General features: G+C 34.5%; 18 protein-coding genes. 15 read left to right on the top strand and 3 right to left on the bottom strand.

The window, feature by feature from the left end; genetic code table 11:
- Positions 1–303: 303 nt before the first annotated feature.
- The 6 genes from NST60_RS09380 (at position 304) to NST60_RS09355 (ending at position 7,369) form a co-directional block, all read left to right on the top strand.
- A complete protein-coding gene (locus NST60_RS09380; RefSeq protein WP_016201293.1) occupies positions 304–1,296 on the top strand; it encodes a Gfo/Idh/MocA family protein in 993 nt (330 codons plus the stop codon).
- Positions 1,297–1,331: 35 nt separating this feature from the next.
- Positions 1,332–2,228, top strand: a complete 897-nt coding sequence (locus tag NST60_RS09375) for an ROK family protein (protein ID WP_016201292.1) — start codon at positions 1,332–1,334, stop codon at positions 2,226–2,228.
- A 236-nt stretch (positions 2,229–2,464) separates the two neighbouring features.
- Positions 2,465–3,151: a response regulator transcription factor gene (locus tag NST60_RS09370; protein WP_016201291.1), complete on the top strand. Its 687-nt coding sequence runs from the start codon at positions 2,465–2,467 to the stop codon at positions 3,149–3,151.
- Positions 3,141–4,577 carry a sensor histidine kinase gene (locus NST60_RS09365; protein ID WP_016201290.1) on the top strand — a complete coding sequence of 479 codons (1,437 nt, stop codon included), beginning with the start codon at positions 3,141–3,143 and terminating at the stop codon, positions 4,575–4,577. The genes NST60_RS09370 and NST60_RS09365 overlap by 11 nt, the downstream gene beginning before the upstream one ends.
- Before the next feature lie 247 nt (positions 4,578–4,824).
- On the top strand, positions 4,825–6,297 hold the full coding sequence (locus NST60_RS09360) for a S1C family serine protease (RefSeq protein WP_205835562.1): 1,473 nt from the start codon (positions 4,825–4,827) through the stop codon (positions 6,295–6,297).
- A 187-nt stretch (positions 6,298–6,484) separates the two neighbouring features.
- Positions 6,485–7,369: a peptidylprolyl isomerase gene (locus NST60_RS09355; RefSeq protein ID WP_016201288.1), complete on the top strand. Its 885-nt coding sequence runs from the start codon at positions 6,485–6,487 to the stop codon at positions 7,367–7,369.
- Between the two features lie 38 nt (positions 7,370–7,407).
- Here the strand turns inward: NST60_RS09355 and def are convergent, their stop codons facing one another.
- On the bottom strand, positions 7,408–7,989 hold the full coding sequence (gene def, locus NST60_RS09350; protein ID WP_016201287.1) for a peptide deformylase: 582 nt from the start codon (positions 7,987–7,989) through the stop codon (positions 7,408–7,410).
- 233 nt (positions 7,990–8,222) lie between these two features.
- Between def and NST60_RS09345 the strand changes: the two genes are divergently transcribed.
- The 9 genes from NST60_RS09345 (at position 8,223) to NST60_RS09305 (ending at position 16,308) form a co-directional block, all read left to right on the top strand.
- Positions 8,223–8,945 (top strand): hypothetical protein, encoded by a 723-nt coding sequence (locus tag NST60_RS09345; RefSeq protein ID WP_101729047.1) that lies wholly within the window; start codon positions 8,223–8,225, stop codon positions 8,943–8,945.
- Positions 8,946–9,371: 426 nt separating this feature from the next.
- Positions 9,372–9,626: a hypothetical protein gene (locus tag NST60_RS09340; protein WP_016201285.1), complete on the top strand. Its 255-nt coding sequence runs from the start codon at positions 9,372–9,374 to the stop codon at positions 9,624–9,626.
- Positions 9,627–9,984: 358 nt separating this feature from the next.
- Entirely contained in the window at positions 9,985–10,527 is a 543-nt protein-coding gene (locus NST60_RS09335; protein ID WP_101729046.1) for a helix-turn-helix domain-containing protein, read from the top strand.
- Between the two features lie 187 nt (positions 10,528–10,714).
- Complete coding sequence (locus tag NST60_RS09330; RefSeq protein ID WP_101729045.1) at positions 10,715–11,821, top strand: ABC transporter ATP-binding protein; 1,107 nt, start codon at positions 10,715–10,717, stop codon at positions 11,819–11,821.
- Positions 11,811–12,608: an ABC transporter permease gene (locus NST60_RS09325; protein WP_016201282.1), complete on the top strand. Its 798-nt coding sequence runs from the start codon at positions 11,811–11,813 to the stop codon at positions 12,606–12,608. Before NST60_RS09330 ends, NST60_RS09325 begins: the two co-directional genes overlap by 11 nt.
- 1 nt (position 12,609) lies before the next feature.
- The gene (locus NST60_RS09320; protein ID WP_016201281.1) at positions 12,610–13,413 is read left to right on the top strand and encodes an ABC transporter permease; all 804 of its coding nucleotides are present in this window, start codon (positions 12,610–12,612) and stop codon (positions 13,411–13,413) included.
- Positions 13,410–14,483 carry an ABC transporter substrate-binding protein gene (locus NST60_RS09315; RefSeq protein ID WP_101729044.1) on the top strand — a complete coding sequence of 358 codons (1,074 nt, stop codon included), beginning with the start codon at positions 13,410–13,412 and terminating at the stop codon, positions 14,481–14,483. The genes NST60_RS09320 and NST60_RS09315 overlap by 4 nt, the downstream gene beginning before the upstream one ends.
- Before the next feature lie 149 nt (positions 14,484–14,632).
- A complete protein-coding gene (locus NST60_RS09310) occupies positions 14,633–15,181 on the top strand; it encodes a hypothetical protein (RefSeq protein ID WP_101729043.1) in 549 nt (182 codons plus the stop codon).
- A 341-nt stretch (positions 15,182–15,522) separates the two neighbouring features.
- The gene (locus NST60_RS09305) at positions 15,523–16,308 is read left to right on the top strand and encodes a divergent polysaccharide deacetylase family protein (protein ID WP_016201278.1); all 786 of its coding nucleotides are present in this window, start codon (positions 15,523–15,525) and stop codon (positions 16,306–16,308) included.
- A 260-nt stretch (positions 16,309–16,568) separates the two neighbouring features.
- On the opposite strand, the gene NST60_RS09300 is transcribed toward NST60_RS09305, so the two are convergent.
- Together NST60_RS09300 and NST60_RS09295 are read right to left on the bottom strand one after the other, a co-directional pair.
- Positions 16,569–18,074 carry a mechanosensitive ion channel gene (locus NST60_RS09300; RefSeq protein ID WP_016201277.1) on the bottom strand — a complete coding sequence of 502 codons (1,506 nt, stop codon included), beginning with the start codon at positions 18,072–18,074 and terminating at the stop codon, positions 16,569–16,571.
- A 294-nt stretch (positions 18,075–18,368) separates the two neighbouring features.
- Positions 18,369–19,031: a potassium channel family protein gene (locus NST60_RS09295; RefSeq protein ID WP_169187725.1), complete on the bottom strand. Its 663-nt coding sequence runs from the start codon at positions 19,029–19,031 to the stop codon at positions 18,369–18,371.
- Positions 19,032–19,175 lie beyond the last annotated feature (144 nt).

Raw genomic sequence — 19,175 nt, 5'->3', positions numbered from 1 at the left:
CATGACAAAATAATTAGGTAATAGGAATGGTTGTTTCTTGAAATTTTGAGATAATTCATCCCCGTCTCCGAAAAGGCATTATCTCTCCATTTATAGGAGCTATAAATATTTCTATAAGTGAGCAATCAAAATACTGCGCTTATTCTATGAAAAGCGAACTTTCATATTGTAAATAAATACTTATTAGTAGTAATTAATAAATCATTTTCAAAAGATAAAAATACTAGCAGATGGTTGCTTTTTTAATGACTTCCCTCCAAAATAAAAGAGAGAAGGAATATTTCATTTAATGAGGAGGCCTATATGACGATTAGATTTGGAATCATCGGAACTAATTGGATTACAGAATCTTTTATTGAAGGCGCTAGCGAAATAGAGGATTTTCAATTAACTGCTATATACTCAAGAACAGAGGAAAAAGCGAAAGCGTTTGCGAAAAAGCACAATGCAGAATATACATATACTAGTTTAGAGGAAATGGCAAAGAGTGACAAAATCGATGCAGTATATATTGCTAGTCCTAATGCCTATCACGCACAACAGTCTATCATTTTTTTGAAAAATAAAAAGCACGTTCTAACAGAGAAAGCAATTGCTTCCAATGCGGTTGAAGTGAAACAAATGATTGCTGCTGCGAAGGAAAATAATGTCCTATTAATGGAGGCGCTTAAAACTACCTTTCTTCCTAACTTTAAGGTTGTACAAGAGAATTTACATAAAGTCGGAAAAATCCGTCGTGCTTTTGTAAGCTATTGTCAGTATTCTTCCCGGTATGATGCTTATAAGGAAGGTACTATATTAAATGCATTTAAGCCAGAATTGTCAAATGGAGCATTAATGGATATTGGTGTTTATTGTCTTTACCCAATGGTACTTCTTTTTGGAAAACCAGAGAAAGTAAAGGCGAATAGTTTCTTATTGGAATCTGGGGTTGACGGAGAAGGAAGTATTATCTTAGGTTATCCGGATATGGATGTGATACTAATGTATTCTAAAATAGCAAATTCCTATATTCCGTCTGAAATTCAAGGAGAAGAGGGAAATTTATTAATCAATCAAATGAACACCCCTACGAAAGTAGAATTTATTCCTCGAAAAGGGGAAGTGGAGAATCTAACCCTTCCTCAAAAAGAAGCTTCTATGTTTTATGAGGCGCAAGAATTTATTGAATTGATTAAGGCAGGAAAAGTAGAATCTTCCGTAAACTCCTATAACGTTTCTTTGTCTGTAATGGAAATTATGGATGAGGTAAGAAGACAAACGGGAGTTGTATTTCCTGCGGACACAAACAAGTAAGTGAGTTTATAAAACATTATAAGGGGAGAGGAACCATGTCACTATACGGTGCTATTGAAGCTGGCGGAACAAAATTTGTCTGTGCAGTGGGAGATGCAAAAGGAAACATTCAAGAAAGAATTTCTATTCCAACGACAACACCAGAGGAAACAATGCCAGAGGTTATCGCTTTTTTTAAGAGGTTTCCAATCGACGCAATTGGAATCGGATCATTTGGTCCGATTGATGTGGATAAAAATAGTCCTACTTATGGAAATGTAACAACCACTCCAAAATTAGCTTGGAAAGACTATCCATTATTGAAAGCAATTAAAGATGAATTTTCTGTACCAACTGGTTTTAACACAGATGTAAATGTAGCTGCTTTAGGAGAGGCAAAGCTTGGTGCTGCTAAAGGCGTAGATAATTGCTTATATATTACGGTTGGTACAGGCATTGGTGCGGGCGCTTATATTAATGGAGAACTGTTACAAGGGTTAACCCATCCAGAAATGGGCCATATTTTAGTAAGAAGGCATGCAAAAGATACGTATAAAGGAAGATGCCCATACCACGGTGATTGTTTAGAAGGCTTAGCTGCTGGACCAGCAATTGAAGAACGCTGGGGCGAAAAGGCTTTTCATCTAAGTGATAAAGAGGAAGTATGGGAAATGGAAGGCTATTATATTGCCCAAGCCCTTATGCAATATATTTTAATCCTATCTCCTAAAAAAATTATTCTTGGTGGAGGCGTAATGAATCAAGAGCATGTGCTGACACATGTTTATCGTCATTTAAGCGATCTATTAAATGGTTATGTTTCGTATCCAGAAGTCCAAGATAAGATGAATGAGTATATTGTTAGACCAGGATTAGGAGATAATGCTGGCATAACAGGAGGGCTTCTTCTTGCGGAAAAAGTTTTGGAGGAAAGTAAAGCGCCAATTAACTAAATAAACGTGATAATGAGACCATTTAAAGGAGGGTATCTTTTAAATGGTCTTTTTATTTGTATGCGGCATTCCGAGCAGGGGAATCGCGAAAATCCCTATTTATTATGCAAACCGATAAAATTATGAACAAACTATTTCCTATCCTTTAACAATCCATTAAACATGCTGGTAACCTATTGATTCGTTTAGTGAAAGTCGCTTTAATTAGTTAAAAGCAGAAAAATAGGAGAGTATAGATGAATATTTTAGTAATAGAGGATAACCAAAGTGTTTGTTCTATGTTGGAAATGTTTTTTATCAAGGAAGGTTTTCAGGGTACCTTTTTTCATAATGGCTTGGAAGGATATAAGCATTTTATGAATAATAAATATGATATGATTATTTTAGATTGGATGGTTCCAGATTTAGACGGAATAACTGTTTGTCGCAAAATAAGAGAAACAGATAAAGGGACACCAATTATTATGTTAACTGCAAAGGATACTGAATCGGATCAAGTGCTTGGATTAGAAATGGGAGCAGATGATTATGTCACGAAGCCCTTTAGCCCTTTAGCTTTAATTGCTCGTATAAAGGCAATTAGAAGAAGAAATTCTAATGTAGAAGAAGTAAGAACGAATGCAATCATTAAATTAGATAAAGAAACAAGAGAGGTATTTATGTATAATCGACCTGTATTAGGATTAACACCCAAGGAATTTGATTTACTTGCATTCTTCGTTCAGCATCCAAAACAAGTATTTTCTAGAGAACAAATTTTACAGCAAGTATGGGGATTTCAATTCTATGGAGATGATCGGACGGTTGATGTCCATATTAAAAGACTCAGAAGAAAAATAGGAAGGGATAGTCAGCCCTTTTTACATACAGTATGGGGTGTAGGCTATAAATTCGATGAAACGGTGGTAGTACATGAGAATTAAATACATCTATCAGCAGCTAATAAGTCACTTAAGCGTCATCCTAGTAGCCTTGTTAGTATTAAGCCTTGTTTTTTCTCATTATATAGAGAAATTAGTATTTTCCATGAAGGCAGATGAGCTTCAAGGATACGGATATAATATTGTTCAAGATGTGCAAGGAGATGATTTATGGTCTGCTGCAACGTATTCGACGTTATTACGGTATTCCGAAGAACTAAAAGGGACAGGAATAACAATCGGTATATTTAATACACAAAGAAATCGAATATGGTCTTTTGGGAAAGATTTGAATATTAATATTACTCATGCAGAGTGGGATGAAATAAAAGACGGCAGTAGTACGGTTATTAAGCCTAGCACGCGAAGAGGAGATCAAGAGGTTGCACTAGTTGCGATACCGTATTCCGTAAATAATGTCGTTGTTGGAGGAATTATCTTAACATCTCCTCTTGTCGAATCGAAAGAAATGATACAAGAAATCAATAAGTATTTAATTTATATCCTTTTTCTAGTGTTTGGAATTGCATTATTAATGAGTTTTATTTTTTCAAGAGTACATGTCAATCGGATAAAAAAACTACAGGAAGCTACAAGCCATGTTGCGGAAGGGGATTACAGTGTGAAAGTCTCTTCTTCTACGTTTGATGAAATAGGTGAACTCGGGCAAGATTTCAATCAGATGGTAGATCGACTAAGAGAGTCAAAAGAAGCAATTGATGCTTTAGAAAATCGGAGAAGACAATTTATGTCGGATGTTTCTCATGAATTAAAGACCCCTTTAACAACAATCAGTGGCGTCATAGAAGGCTTAAATAATAATATGATACCAGAAAATGAGCGGGAAAAAGGGCTCAAATTAATTAGCCAAGAAGCGAAAAGGCTTATTCGTTTGGTAAATGAGAATCTTGATTATGATAAAATCCGTTCAAATCAAATTGTTTTAATGAAGGAATTTATTTCTCTCCAAGAAGTGTTAGAGATTATTGAGGAGCAACTGTCTATTTTAGCCGAAGAAAAGAATGTGAAAATTTATGTAGATGTGGATAATGCTGCGGTAATTTATGCAGATTATGATCGTCTCATTCAAATCATCATGAATATTACGAAAAATAGTATTCAATTTACAGAGAACGGAAGTATTTGGTTATCCGGGCGTATGGAAGTGGACAGAACAATTATCGAGGTGAAAGATACGGGGATTGGAATTGATGCCCATGAAATAGAAAACATCTGGAAGAGATTTTATAAAGCAGATATTTCAAGAACCAATAACCCTTACGGAGAATTTGGGCTTGGCTTATCCATTGTTAAGCAGCTAGTTCAGTTTCATGAAGGAGATATTCATGTAATGAGTGAAAAAGGAAAAGGAACTACTTTCACGATTTACTTCCCTCTACCAAAGGAAAAAGTAACAGAGTTCGCGTAATTGTATAAAATAGGCTGAATAGGTTCGCTAATGAATTCTATTTTGAACGGAAGGTAAGTGGCTGTAAAGGATTAAACGAATTGGTAAGAATAAATTGTTCCAAAATTCTTCTATGTCTTTTCAAACTTTGTTCATAATTTATTCATATATAGTGGTTACTATGTATGTATAAACAAGTTAATAGAAATGAAAAGAATATTAATGAATTGAAATAAATGTTCGAAATTAGAAATAGGAGGAACAAAAGATGAGCGACTTTGAAAAAAGAAATGAATGGGAGAAAGAACCACTACAAGAGAAGCAACTGAACTTGAGTGAAGATGATTTCTCAGAAAAGAAACAAGAACCAGAAAATGAGGAAGAGGCAACAATTAAGGAAGAAATGGATACGCCACAAGAAGAACAACCTATGCTCCCGACAGATGATAGCGAACAAATCTCTCCTGATAAAGAGGAAATAGAGGAAATTAAAGCTACAGAACAAGCAGTGGCAAGCTCAAGTGAAGAAGGAAGAGCTTTTAATAATCAAAAAGGAAATTCGAAGGCCAAAGGCTTTTTCTCCTTGCTGGCAGCAGGTATCTTTGGTTCCGCATTAACATTTTTTACGATTCCCCATACGGATTTATACAATGATTCTTATGATAAGCTGGAGAAGCAAGTGGCAGAGCTTTCTAATAAAGTGGAAAGCAAGACAGGGGCAATTACTGCAAGCACTACATCAAATACAGCAACTAGTGATGGGACAGTAGCCATTGCTGATATGGTAGAAACATCATCTAAAGCAATCGTTGGAATTGAAAATCTTCAACAACAACAATCAAATCCATTTTCACAGGAATCCAGTGATGTGGAATCTGGATCAGGTTCTGGCATTATTTTTAAAAAAGATGATCAATATGCATATATAGTGACAAATAACCATGTCATTGAAGGAGCAAATACATTAGAAATCTCTCTATATAACGGAGAGAAAACAGAGGCTAAATTAATTGGTGCAGATGCGTTAACAGATTTAGCCGTAGTAAGAATTGATGCCAAGTATGCAACAGATGTCATTAATTTTGGAGATTCATCTACACTAAGACCTGGAGATCAAGTATGGGCCATTGGCAATCCCCTTGGCCTAGAGCTATCTAGAACTGTAACACAGGGAATTGTTAGTGCTGTAGAACGTAGTATTACGGTTAATACATCTGCAGGAGATTGGGAATTTAATGTTATCCAAACAGATGCAGCCATAAATCCAGGAAATAGCGGCGGTGCTCTTATTAATTCTTCGGGAGAGGTAATAGGTATCAACAGTTTGAAAATTGCTGATTCCGGTGTAGAAGGACTAGGTTTTGCGATTCCAAGTAATGATCTTATCCCAATTGTGAATGAGATTATCGAAAAAGGTAAAGTAGAGCGACCATATCTTGGAGTAGGTTTAGCAAGCTTAGAGGAAGTTCCTCGCATGTATCTTCAAGACCTTCCAAACGAAGTTTCAGAAGGTGTAATGGTTACTAATATTGATTCCAATTCTGCAGCTGCAGAGGCTGGGTTAAAAGTTCAAGACGTGATTGTATCCATTGATGGTAAAAAAATCACTAATTCAACCGATTTACGAAAATATCTATATACAGAAGTGAAAATTGGAGACAAAGTAGAACTAGAAATTTATAGAGATGGTAAATCTCAAAAAGTGGAATTAACGTTAACAAGTAACAACACAAACAATTAATCGACACGTTTCATGTGAAACATACGAAAATTGTCGAAAAAATTCCAGCTTATTTAATTGTAAGGTGGAATTTTTTTTAAATCTGTTAATAATTTCGTCATAATTATATGATAATATAGTGTAAGAGTTATAATAGGGGTATGCCTGTTATATCCAAAATTTTGTGCAGAGAGGATTTTAGCTTAATATGAAAAATAAGAAGGTTCTTATTCCTATACTAGCGGTAGTACTAATAGCGTTAATTATAGGAGCGGTTTATCTAACACAACGTAGTGAAACGGTTGCAACAGTGGACAAGGAAAAAATTACACAAGAACAATTAAATGAAGAGCTAAATAAGCAATATGGCGCAAGTGTATTAAATATGATGATCTCTAATAAAGTAGTAGATCTTGAAGCTGATAAAGCAAAAGTAAAAGTAACAGATAAAGAAATCCAAGCAGAATTGGACAAGATGGTAGAACAATACGGTGGGCAAGAAACATTTAATATGCTATTAGCTCAAAATGGAGTAACCGAAGATCTATTTAAAGAGCAAATTGAGCAAAACCTAAAAGTGACAAAAATTCTTGAGCCATCTATCGAAATCACAGATGACGAGATTAAAACATATTTTGAAGATAATAAAGCAAGCTTTGACACTCCAGAACAAGTGGAAGCAAGTCATATCTTAGTAGAGGATGAAAAGACTGCTAAAGAAGTGAAGAAGAAGATAGACGAAGGTGGAGACTTTGCTGAATTGGCGAAAGAATATTCAACTGACACACAAACTGCTGAGAATGGTGGAGAATTAGGTTATTTCTCTACAGGCCAAATGGTTGAAGCGTTTGATAAAGCTGCATTCGCTATGAAGGTAGATGAAATTAGTGATCCAGTTAAAACGGATTATGGCTATCACATTATTAAAGTAACTGGTAAAAAAGAAGCAAAAGAAGCAACATTAGAAGACTCAAAAGCTAAAATTAAAGAAGATTTATTAGCTACAAAAGTACAAGAGCAAGCTAGCACATGGTTAACAGAGGCAACGGCAAAATATAAAGTAGAGAATAAATTAGAAAAAGATGCTGAGTAAATAAAAAAGCAGATGGCAAAGGCCATCTGCTTTTTTATTTAATAGAGAGGACTAATATCTACATTGGCAGGCAGTTCAAACGGGTTTGTACTATTGATATGATCATAAAATAATATCCCATTTAAATGATCTATTTCATGTTGAAAGACAATTGCCTCATAATCTCTCAGTTTAATCTTTACCTCTTCTCCATTTATATTGTAGGCACGAACAGTTATTCTCCGATAGCGCGGTACATAGCCTACAATGGGGCGATCGATGGAAAGGCAGCCTTCACTCTCGGGAATATAGGTCATTGCAGTCGAATGGCTGATTATTTTTGGATTGATGAGCATAAATTCCAATGCCTCTCCATTTTCCTGTCTAATATATGCCGCAAACATTCGTTTATTTAAGCCAATTTGGTTAGCGGATAATCCTACACCAGCACGTAATTGATATTTTTCCGATAGAATTGGATCTTGGCTATTTTTTAAATATTGTAGCATACACTCTAGCTCTTCTTGATCCTCTTTAGTAGGAGGAATGGTTACTTCTTTGGTTTTTTCGCGAAGGATAGAATCTCCTTCCCTCACAATATCCTCCATTTTTATAATATAGTCTTTTGTAAATTTACTCATCTAATAAACTCATCTCCAGCAAATATGATATATATGTAAAATAGCAGAAGATGATTAGTATGTCTAATTGTTAAGTATGAAATGAATGATTAGCTACTGGGAGAAAGAAGATAGAAGGTAAATCATAAAGACAAATCAAATATTTTTAGAGAAAACGTACATATAAAATAAAGAAGAGGAAAGGATATAAAAGATATAAGTTTACCTATTTAAAGATGGAAAGGAAGAGTAAGATGAAAAAAATGACGCTATTAATGCTAGCTTTACTAGTAGCATTAACCAGCTTTGGTTCTTTAACTAGTGCAGCACCATCTCCAGCAACACCAGAAAAAAGGGAGATATCTCAGGATGATAAACAGTTTTTAATAGAAATGGCTAAAAGTCTTGGGATTAAAACAGAAGGAAAAGATCCAGTTGCCATAAAAAAAGAGATTCATGAAGCATTAATAAAGAAAGAAGCAGAAAAATTAGGTATCAAAGCAGAGGGAAAAGATATACATCAACTGGCGATGGAAGTACATACTGCTCATTTAAAGGAAGAAGCAAAATCGCTAGGAATTAGTACAGAAGGAAAAGATGCTAAAGCATTAATGAAAGAAGTTTTTGAAGCGAAAATTTCGAAAAAAGCCAAGGAATTAGGAATTGATACAAAAGGAAAAACGATGCAACAATTAGGCAAAGAAGTACAAGAAAAAATGACGATGGAAGAAGCAAAAAAATTAAGTATCAAAACAGAAGGAAAAGATCTTAAACAAATTGCTGATGAAATAAGAGAAATACAAATTTTGAATAAAGCGAAAGAGTTAGGATTAGATACAGAAAATAAAAAGCCAAAGGAACTATTAAAAGAAATGATGATAAAATACCCAGAAGAAGTAAAGAAATTAAAATTATTTCCTTCACATGGGGAGCATTTCATGTTTAAAAAGCACTATAAACTTAAAAAAGAAGATTAAAAATGAACAAGAAAAACCGCTTGGAAACTTCGAGTGGTTTTTTATTTGATTTATTTGTTCATTATATTGAACAAAATTAGAAGGTTGGAATTTTTCAAAAGCGGGAAAAGGAAGAAAAACCAACAGGATAATTCCTTCAAAAAAAAATAGGAATGATGACTAGGTGTTCAATATATTGAAATGATTCATTTGACCTATTAACAAATGAAGTTTTGAAACCTATTATCTATTTTTCGAAAAAAAAAACATAAATGCATGTTATTTTGATAAAGGATTAGTATGCTTAAATTAGCAGACTTAGACAGTGAAATTTATATATTGAAAATTTACACAAAAAGTTTCTAGAAGAAATGAAAGAACGATTTAAGGGAAAAGGAATCTGTTTTTGTAGCTGCAGTAAAATGGGAGCAATAGGAGGAATAAAGATTGAAGCAATATTCCAAACTACGAATTACGGAAAAAGATGAAAATATTTATAAAGCACTGTGTGATTTGTATAAGGAAAAAGGGGGAAAAGTAGGAATTGGTCCTACAGAAATTGGGATAAGAGTTGGAAGAGATTCCTATGATGCTTCTGCGTATTGCAACGCATCTCTAAAAAAGCTAATTCATTTTAAAAAAATTGAAAAAATAGATAGCGGAAAGTACATACCAATAGAGATGGGTAAGGAAGAACAATAAGTTAGTTTAAGGTTGAGCCTCATAAAAAATGTTTGTAGAGCAGTGTTTATTTTAACACGATAAGCTTTGCTAAAACGTTCTTTTATGGGGTTTCTTTCTTTTTGGCTGTTTTCTAAAGAATGGTTGTTTTTTAATAGCATAAACTTTACGAAAACAGCCTTCTTTTATATGTATTGAATACGGGGGAATTTCGAATTGGTTAGTTGTGGGAAAGAATAGGTATATTAATAACGAAAAAAGGATTGAAAGTTAGATAAATTATTGTATAATAACTGGGTATGAGTAAACTTTAAGTTTATAAATACCAAACTTTTGTGCTTTCAAGTTTACTATTTCTAAACAAAAAGTAGGTTAAATCATGGAAATTGGGAAAAAGATAAAGAATTTACGGTTGAAAAAAGGACTTACACAAGAAGAATTAGGAGAAAGAACGGATTTAAGTAAGGGATACATATCCCAACTAGAGAGAGATTTAAGTTCTCCTTCCATTGAAACATTCTTTGATATTTTAGAGGTGTTGGGATGTACACCAAAGGAATTTTTCGATGATGAAGAGCGAAAGCAGAAAGTAGTCTATACAGAGGAAGACATTACAGACTTCCTTGATGAAGAAAAGGGATATCGTATTCAATGGCTAGTTCCTGAATCAAATGAAAAAGAAATGGAGCCAATACGTCTCTTCTTTTTGAAGAATGGAGAGTTTAAGCAATTCGAGCCTTCTTTATCAGAAACATTTGCTTACGTAGTAGAAGGAGAGATTTTGCTGAAATTAGGAAAGCAAGAGTATAGAGCTAAAAAAGGGGAATCTATTTACTATCATGCTACAGAGGAACATCAATTAGTGAATCTAGCAGATGGCGTAACAGAACTAATTCTCGTAGTTACCGATTCTTACTTATAATGAGATGGATCTTTTTTAATTTTTAAAAAAATTGGAAAAATAGAGCAGCGGGAATACAAGTAGACGCCATGGGGATTAGCGAGACTGTCTGAGACCACGGAAAGCGAAGTGTATTCACGTTGCTCACTTATAGCAACAAACTTCACCAAAGCATCCTTAAGTGAAAATAAATTAAGAGGGGGATATTATGTCCGAGCAGCATATTATTCGATTTGAAAATGTAACAAAAAGTTATGATCAAGATACAACTGTTCTAGAAAATGTGAGCTTTGAAATTGAGCGAGGTAAATTTTATACACTGCTTGGGCCATCAGGCTGTGGGAAAACAACTGTACTACGATTGATCGCTGGATTTATGGAACCTTCAGAAGGAAACATTTATTTTAACGGTAAGCTAATAAATAAAATACCAGCGAACAAAAGACAGGTAAATACAGTTTTCCAGGATTATGCGCTTTTCCCTCATTTAAATGTATTTGAAAATGTGGCTTTTGGTCTTCGCATTAAAAAATGGAAGAAGCAAGTGATTGAAGAAAAAGTAAAAGAAGCTCTACGTTTCGTTAACCTAGAAGGATATGAGAAGAGAGAAATCAGTGAGATGTCTGGTGGACAGAGACAGCGTGTTGCTATCGCCAGAGCGATTGTAAATGAACCAGAGATTATTCTTCTGGATGAACCATTATCAGCGTTGGATTTAAAGCTTCGTACAGAAATGCAATATGAATTAAGAGAATTACAGAGAAGATTAGGAATTACTTTTATCTTTGTTACCCATGATCAGGAAGAAGCATTGGCGATGTCGGATGAAATTTTTGTTTTAAATAAAGGGCGCATTGAGCAAAGCGGAACACCAACAGATATTTATGATGAACCAATTAATCGCTTCGTTGCAGATTTTATCGGCGAATCCAATATTGTACCAGGAACAATGAAAAAAGATTTTGTTGTCCATTTTGGCAGTAAAACGTTTGATTGTGTAGATGGCGGTTTTAACGAAAATGAAGCAGTAGAAGTAGTTATTCGTCCAGAGGATTTAGAAATAACTTCTCTTGAAGCAGGAAAATTAAAGGTGAAAGTAGACTCTCAATTGTTTAGAGGGGTTCATTATGAGATTTGCGGATACGATGAAGACGGAAATGAATGGCTTGTCCATTCTACTAAGAAAGCAACAGTAGGAACAGAAATAGGTCTTTATTTTGAACCAGAAGCAATTCATGTTATGCGCCTTGGAGAAACGGAGGAAGAGTTTGATAAACGACTAGAAGCATATGAGGGGGCAGCCAATGAAAAGTAGTACTAAATGGTATACTGTACCTTATTATCTTTGGATTGCACTCTTTGTAATTGCTCCAGTTGCGCTTGTTGTCTATTATTCTTTCTTTGATATTGAAGGGGCATTTACGTTTGAAAATTATCAGAAGTTCTTTACACCGGTTTATTTAAAAATGACGTTGAGTTCCTTTTGGTATGCATTTCTAATTACGTTTTTTTCTCTAATCATTGCTTATCCGACTGCTTATTTATTAACAAAAACGAAGCATAAGCAATTATGGCTGTTATTAATAATCTTGCCATCCTGGATTAATCTTTTATTAAAAGCATATGCGTTTTTAGGGATATTTGGGACGCATGGTGCGGCCAATCAAATGCTTGATTTTCTAGGGATAGGGGAACACCAGTTATTATTTACAGACTTTAGTTTTCTTTTTGTAAGTGTCTATATTTTTATTCCCTTTATGATTTTGCCTATCTTTAATGCATTGGAAAAGATGAATCCTAGCTTAGTTGATGCATCACAAGATCTAGGGGCATCTGCTTGGACGACATTTAAAAAGATTGTTTTTCCCCTTACACTAAATGGGGTGAAATCTGGATGCCAAGCTGTATTTATTCCAGCATTGTCTTTATTCATGATAACTCGTTTAATTGCAGGTAACCGTGTTATAACACTAGGTACGGCGATTGAGCAGCATTTCCTCATAACACAAGATTGGGGAATGGGTTCAACAATAGCTGTATTTTTGATTATTAGTATGATTATTATTATGGTTCTTACAGGGAACAGAAAGAGAGGGATATAAAATGAAAAAGCTATCAAAATGGTCTATCTTTTATTTATGTATTGTTTTTGTCATTTTATATGCACCTATCTTTTATTTAATCTTCTATTCGTTTAATAGTGGGGGAACCATGCATGATTTTGATTCCTTTACACTTGACTGGTATAAGGAATTATTCCAAGATACGAGATTACTTGTTATTGTTTTAAATACAATTATTATTGCCCTTTTGTCTGCAGCTATATCAACTATTATTGGAGTGCTTGGGGCAATTAGTATTTCTATGATGAGGAAAAAAGGGTTTAGGAATTCCATTTTGTCTTTAAACAATGTGCTGATTGTAAGCCCAGATGTTATCATCGGTGCGTCTTTCTTAATTTTCTTTACGATTATTGGGATTAAACTAGGATTCTTTTCTGTTCTTCTGTCTCACATAGCTTTCTCGATTCCTATTGTTGTTATCATGGTTTTACCGAAGCTAGAGGAAATGAGTCCAACTTTGGTGGATGCAGCATTAGATCTTGGAGCTAGTTGGAAGGATGTACTTACAAAAGTAATTATTCCTTATATTTCACCAGGAATATTTGCTGGCTTCTTTATGGCGTTAACCTATTCCTTAGATGATTTCGCTGTAACTTTCTTTGTAACAGGTAATGGCTTTACAACACTATCTGTGGAAATTTATTCATTAGCAAGACGAGGTATTTCTTTAAATATTAATGCGCTATCGACCCTATTATTCTTATTTACGCTGCTCCTTGTAATTGGCTATTATTTCATTACACAGCGTGTTAATAAGACTCCACAAGCGGGGGTGAGAAAATGAAATCTCTAATACGTGGTTTAATTTTTATCTTTGCACTGTCTTTCATTCTTCTATTTATTGTTCATCAATTAAATTCGAGCAGAGGGTATACAAGTGGAAACACATTAACTGTATATAACTGGGGAGATTATATTGATGCTGATTTAATAACCAAGTTTGAAGAGGAGACTGGAATAAAGGTAATTTACGAGACGTTTGATTCAAATGAGGCAATGATGACAAAAATTCAGCAGGGAGGAACAAGCTATGATATTGCTATTCCCTCTGAATATATGATTGACAAAATGAAGGAAGAAGATTTATTAATTCCGATTGATCATACAAAGATACCTAATTTAAAAAATATTGACAGTAGGTTTATGGATCTTTCCTTTGATCCAGACAATAAATATTCTATTCCTTACTTTTGGGGAACCGTTGGAATTGTTTATAATCCAACCATGCTTGATAATAAGGAAATTACTTCTTGGAATGATTTATGGGATAAAGATTTAAAAAATGAAATTATGCTGATAGATGGTGCACGGGAAATCATGGGCATGAGCTTAAATAGCTTACATTACTCTTTAAATGATAAAGATCATGAGCACCTAAAGGAAGCAAAAGAAAAGCTAGATACGCTAACTCCGAATGTAAAGGCGATTGTTGGAGATGAAATTCGGATGCTTATCGAAAATGGAGAAGCGTCTATCGGTGTTTTATGGTCTGGAATGGCTGCTGAAATTATGTGGGAAAATGAAGATGTGGAATACGTGGTTCCTGAAGAGGGATCTAACTTATGGTTCGATAATATGGTTATCCCGAAAACAGCTAAGAATATCGACGGAGCTCATCAATTTATTAATTTTATGTTAGATGCTGAAAATGCAGCCCAAAATACAGAATACGTCGGTTATTCTACTCCGAATAAGGCAGCAATGGAATTTTTGCCTGAGGATATTACTGGGGATGAGCGTTTCTATCCGGATGAAGAATTGACTTCTAAATTAGAGGTATATGAAAACCTCGGTCATCGCTCTTTAGCAGAATATAATGATTTATTCCTGGAGTTTAAAATGCATCGGAAATAAATAACGTCAATAAAAACAGTTCGTTAAATTTAGCGAACTGTTTTTTGTATGAAAAAAATATATATGAATACGTGAAAAGGTTGAAAAGATAAATCTATACCTTGAAACCAAATAGCGTTTTCATCGTATCTAAAGTAAGGGGGGATACGATGAAAAAAACTGTAATGCGCGTTTTTATAATCCTTTTCGTAATCGGAACTATTTTCTTCTTTGTTTATCGTACTTCGAATACTGAGATTGCCGAACAAAAGGAAGCTGTCACTACCATTCAAACGGTTTTGGAACATACATTCACAGGACCAGAAGAGAAACTGGCCAATTTGTGGGAGACTATTGATAACAAGGAAATAGAGGATAATGAAGTGGAGGCAGCATTAGCAGAATGGAATTCATATACAGCTAATAATTTTAAACCCTACTTTACAGAAGAATTCTATCATTCTTATATTGCTTCATATGGTGAGAATTTCTTGCAAAAGGCTCATTGGAACGGCTATCAGTTAAAAATGAGCAATCTAGAAGTGGAGAAAGCAGATACTAAATTAGAGAATATTTACAATTTCTCTTTAACTGTTCATTATCAAAAAGAGAAAGTTGTAAATGTTACTGGGCAAGCAAATATAAATAAGGACGGATTGATAACTGGGATGGAAATTAAAGGGAATAAACTATGGGAGGAATTAATGGATATAAATTAATATACCCCTTATTCTCGCGGAGGATTGTTTTTTATAATTGGCTGTTTTCTAAAGGATTGTTGTTTTTTTAATCGAAAAAAAGAATTAGTTGGAAAAATGGAGCAGCGGAATACACGAAGACGCCACGGGGATTAGCGAGACAGTCTGAGACCCCGGATGCGAAGCTGAAGAGGCTTAAGCCTAGCCACACGGAAAGCGAAGTGTATTCCGGCTGCGGGTAATCGCAACAAACTTTACGAAAACAGCCTTATAATTAATAAGAACTTCATTGATTCTTATATATCGTGGTATGCAACCTGCCTTTATGGAAAATACTAACGGAAAACAAGGTAGGTTTTAAAATGAAAAAGATAATATTCTTCTTATGTTTTCTTTCGTTTCCATTAAGTATCTCCGCACAAGAGGCGGATCCATCTAAGAATCAAGTGAGAAAAGAGTTAGCAATTGTTATTGATGATTTCGGTAATAACATGAAAGGAACAGAAGAGATGCTTAACTTACCTGTTCCAATCACGGTCGCGATTATGCCTTTCCTATCTACGAGTAAAGAAGATGCTATCCGTGCCCATAAAAAAGGTCATGAGGTTATAGTTCATTTGCCATTAGAACCGAAAAAAGGGAAAAAAAGCTGGCTTGGACCTGGTGCGATTACAACGGATTTATCAGATGAGGAAATTAGAAAACGGGTGAAGGATGCGATTGAAAGTATCCCTTATGCTGTTGGAATGAATCATCATATGGGATCAAAGGCTACGGAAGATAAAAGAGTGATGAGAATTATCCTTGAGGAATGCCGTAACCACAGTCTTTACTATTTAGACAGTAAAACAACGAGCAAAAGTGTCATAAAGGATTTAGCTGAGGAATTAAATGTACCTTATTTAGAAAATGGTCTTTTTTTTGATCATATATACACAAGTCAATATATTACGAAGCAAGCTAGTCGTTTAGCGAAAAAACTAGATACAGAGCAGGAGTTTATCGCGATTGGGCATGTTGGAGTTTCCGGACCAGCAGTAGTAAGTGTTTTAAAAGAATATATTCCTGTTTATCAAAAAGATGCCGATATTGTACCACTTTCTACACTAGTAGAAGGTTATGAACTGCTGGATACCGATTTGCCATAACCAAATTTTAAAGAAATAGAAAAAAGAGCAAGCCATCACGCTATAACGAAATCGAAATATGACGCTGGTCTATGCTCTCTTTATTAGATTAAACTATGAAATGGGTTTCATAACAATAGCCGTTTTTGAAAATACTGACAAAATGGCTTCATACTTTGAAGGAAAGGCTGTTCCAGCTGCGAGTAATAGCAATAAACTTAACGAAAACAGCATAAAGAAAAGAGGACAGACGATATTTTCCGTCTGTCCTCTTATGATGATTAGCTGTTTAAAGAATTATCATCATTTGGTTTTTGGATAGATGTTTGTTCCATTTTTGTATCCAGTTTATCTAATCGTTTTTTAGCAAATTCCTTGCCGCCAAGACCAAACGCAAGACCAAATGCTAATGCAAGACCGCCGAGGATTAAAATAAAGGCAGAATTGACGATAGAAGATGCTACTCTTAATTGGTCAAGAGCCATAAAAACAGAAAGAGTGATAATCGCATATTTTGCGATAACTGGTAATACTTTGAAGTGAGCACCTTGTAAAATGCTGCTTAGTAACTGCTGGACGAGATAGCCTAACCATAAGCCAACGCCAAGAATGACAATTGCAGCGATAACCATTGGTAGGTAAGCAATAACCGCAGTAGATAATGTTACTAAAAATTCTAGTCCTACTATATTTAAGGCTTGTACAGCCAATAAGAAAACGATCAGAATTTGAACAATAGTACCAATAATGTTAGAAATACTAGTATTGGCGTTAAGACCCATTTTTCGTACGTAAGTATCTAAACTAAGTTTTACTAATAACGTAACGACCATTTGTTTTACCCATTTTCCTATCCAAATACCAATTAAGATGAGGACAATGGCAGTAGCGATATTAGGAATCATCGTCAGAATATCATTTAACATATTAATAGCTGGCTGAGAGATTCCTTGGATATCCAACTTTTCAAGCGCTGAAATAACAGTTGGAATGAGAATGAAAATAAAAACAATGTTTCCGATAACAGAAGATAAGCTTACATTATCTAGAAGTTTGTTAATGCCTAATCGATTAGCTAAAGCCTCTGTGCCGATTGCTTGCAGGAAGTTGGTTAGAATGGTACGCACAATTTTTGCTACAAACCAACCTACTAAAACAATCAGTGCTGCAGCTAAAAGTTTTGGTAAGAAGGCAAGAATGCTTTGAAGCATATTGGCAAATGGTTCCGAAACACCATATAAATTAAGAGCACCTAAAACGGCAGGTAAGAATAATAACAACACTAAATAAAAAGCAATATTAGCTACTTTATCCATTACATTTTGCGGGCTATTCTTTTCTGCAAGATTCCACTTCTGTAATTTCTCATGAACCTTTAAGGTGCTTCCTGTTTTCTTAATAAGGTATTTTAATCCGGAAGCAATGACCCAAGCAATTAATAGAATCAACGCTGCTTTTAATATATTAGGAATTGCTCCAAGGATAGATGAAAGCATATTCACTAGTGGAGAAGTAATCACCGTTAAATTTAAAATATTAAAGAATAGGGTAAAGACAAAAACTAATAATAAATAATAAACTATTTTACTTATTATCTTTTCAGAAGAATATTTTTTAGGTTTTCCTTCGGGAAAAATTTTATTATCTAAGTTTGTTTTTTGCAGTCCTTTATAGAGGGCTTTTTCAATGATTTTTGCAATAATCCACCCTACAATTAAAACAACTACCGCTAAAATAAAATCAGGTAGCTTGTCCCAAAAGGAATTCCAATTCCAGTTATAGTACATATACTTCACTCCTTGATTTGATTTAGGCATTTTTTAAAGAATATTGTTCCGCATAGGAAGTAAATTTGTTTACAGAGTCGATTTCCTTCTCTAATCCGCGTTAACTTTATTTCCCATTAGAAACAACAACTTAATCAGCCATAATGTATTCTACTTAATACCCAGTGATGGAAGGATTAAACGTTGGATAAAATGGAGTTTAGTAAATAGGAGAGTAAATGAAAAAAGAGAATGCTTGAATGAAAGCCTTCTCTTTTGGTGTTTAATAAATATTTAAATTTATTTTTCGTGTGGTTATCTTAACGCCTTTTCTTCAAAATTATATAAGCAATCATTACTGCCTACCATAATTAGAATATCGCCTTGATGGATTACTTCATTTGCAGATGGAGAGACGATTGTTTCTCCTGCTCGTTGGATTCCGATAATGGTACAGCCGTATTTTGCCCGCACATCTAGGTCTAAGATGGATTGGTTATGTATTTTAGAGGAAGCGACCATTTCCACAATCCCATGTTCTTTAGAAAGCTGAATATAATCAATCATACTATCTGAAATGACATGGTGTGCAATTCTTTTTGCCATATCTTGTTCTGGATGAATCACTCGATCAGCACCGACTTTCTCGAGAACGCGTTTATGATAGACATCTGCTGCTTTTACCCAAACTTGGCTAATACCCATTTCTTTTAAAAGCATCGTAGTGAGGGTGCTGGATTCTACATCATCGCCAAAGGATACAAAAGCATGGTCAAAATTTCGAATTCCGATTTGGGTTAACGATGCTTCCGTAATATGTGTCATTTGCACACAAAGTGTAGCATATGCTCGATATTTTTCAACCTTTTCTAGAGACTGATCAATGGCTAATACTTCTGCTCCCTTTGTATGGAATTCTTCTACTAAACTGCCACCAAAGCTTCCTAGTCCTATTACAACAAATTGTTTTTTTTTCATGTTATCCTCCTAAGGATGAAAAATACATGCTTTTGCCATTATTATACTTTTTTCTAGATGAGAATGAAAATAATTTTTTCATGGGATGAGTAGATAATGGGGTTTTTTGGGGGAAAATAAAAGCCACTTTTTCAACATTAAGAA

The sequence above is a fragment of the Niallia sp. FSL W8-1348 genome, from assembly GCF_038006745.1.
GTDB lineage: Bacteria > Bacillota > Bacilli > Bacillales > Cytobacillaceae > Niallia > Niallia alba.
Note: the sequence above shows the minus strand (reverse complement) of the source record. Positions and strands in the feature narration are given on the sequence as shown.